A 1,139-nucleotide genomic window follows, 5' to 3' on the forward strand; every position below is an offset into this window, starting at 1 on the left:
CCGACGGTACGACCGCCTTCACGGATTGCGAAACGCAGACCTTCGTCCATTGCGATCGGTGCAATGAGGGTCGCGGTCATCTGGACGTTGTCGCCCGGCATAACCATTTCCGTGCCTGCCGGCAGCTCGATCGAGCCGGTGACGTCAGTGGTACGGAAGTAGAACTGCGGACGGTAGTTCGAGAAGAACGGCGTGTGACGGCCACCTTCATCCTTGGTCAGGATGTAAGCTTCTGCAGTGAACTTGGTGTGCGGCTTGATCGAGCCGACATGTGCCAGAACCTGGCCACGTTCGACGTCTTCACGTTTGGTGCCGCGCAGCAGCGCGCCAATGTTGTCGCCAGCTTCACCCTGATCGAGCAGCTTGCGGAACATCTCAACGCCGGTGACAATCGTTTTGACGGTGTCTTTGATACCGACGATTTCGACTTCTTCACCAACCTTGACGATACCGGTTTCAACACGACCGGTAACAACCGTACCACGACCCGAGATCGAGAACACGTCCTCGATCGGCATCAGGAACGGACGGTCTTTCGGACGTTCCGGTGCCGGGATGTAGCTGTCAACAGCTTCCATCAGCTTCAGGATCGCTTCTTTGCCAATCGCGTCATCACGACCTTCAAGGGCAGCAAGAGCCGAACCTTTAACGATCGGAATATCGTCGCCCGGGAAGTCGTAAGACGACAGAAGTTCACGGATTTCCATTTCGACGAGTTCGAGGAGTTCCTCGTCATCGACCTGGTCAACCTTGTTCATGAACACGACGAGGGCCGGAACGCCAACCTGACGTGCAAGCAGGATGTGCTCGCGGGTCTGCGGCATCGGGCCGTCAGCTGCCGAAACAACCAGGATGCCGCCGTCCATCTGTGCCGCACCGGTGATCATGTTCTTGACATAGTCAGCGTGGCCCGGGCAGTCGACGTGCGCATAGTGGCGGTTCGCCGTTTCGTATTCGACGTGCGCGGTCGAGATCGTGATACCACGAGCTTTCTCTTCCGGCGCTTTGTCGATCATGCTGTAGTCCTGGAACGATGCGCCGCCGCTCTCTGCGAGAACTTTGGTGATCGCTGCGGTCAGCGTGGTTTTACCGTGGTCAACGTGGCCGATGGTGCCAACGTTCACGTGCGGTTTTGTACG

At 57.7% G+C, this 1,139-nt stretch carries 1 protein-coding gene; it reads right to left on the bottom strand.

Annotated elements, in window-relative coordinates; genetic code table 11:
* A partial coding sequence (gene tuf, locus SMB34_RS18510) for an elongation factor Tu (protein WP_084716697.1) occupies positions 1 to 1,139 on the bottom strand: 1,139 nt, incomplete at both ends.

The organism is Thalassospira permensis NBRC 106175, from assembly GCF_000714555.1.
Taxonomy (GTDB): Bacteria; Pseudomonadota; Alphaproteobacteria; order Rhodospirillales; family Thalassospiraceae; genus Thalassospira; species Thalassospira xiamenensis.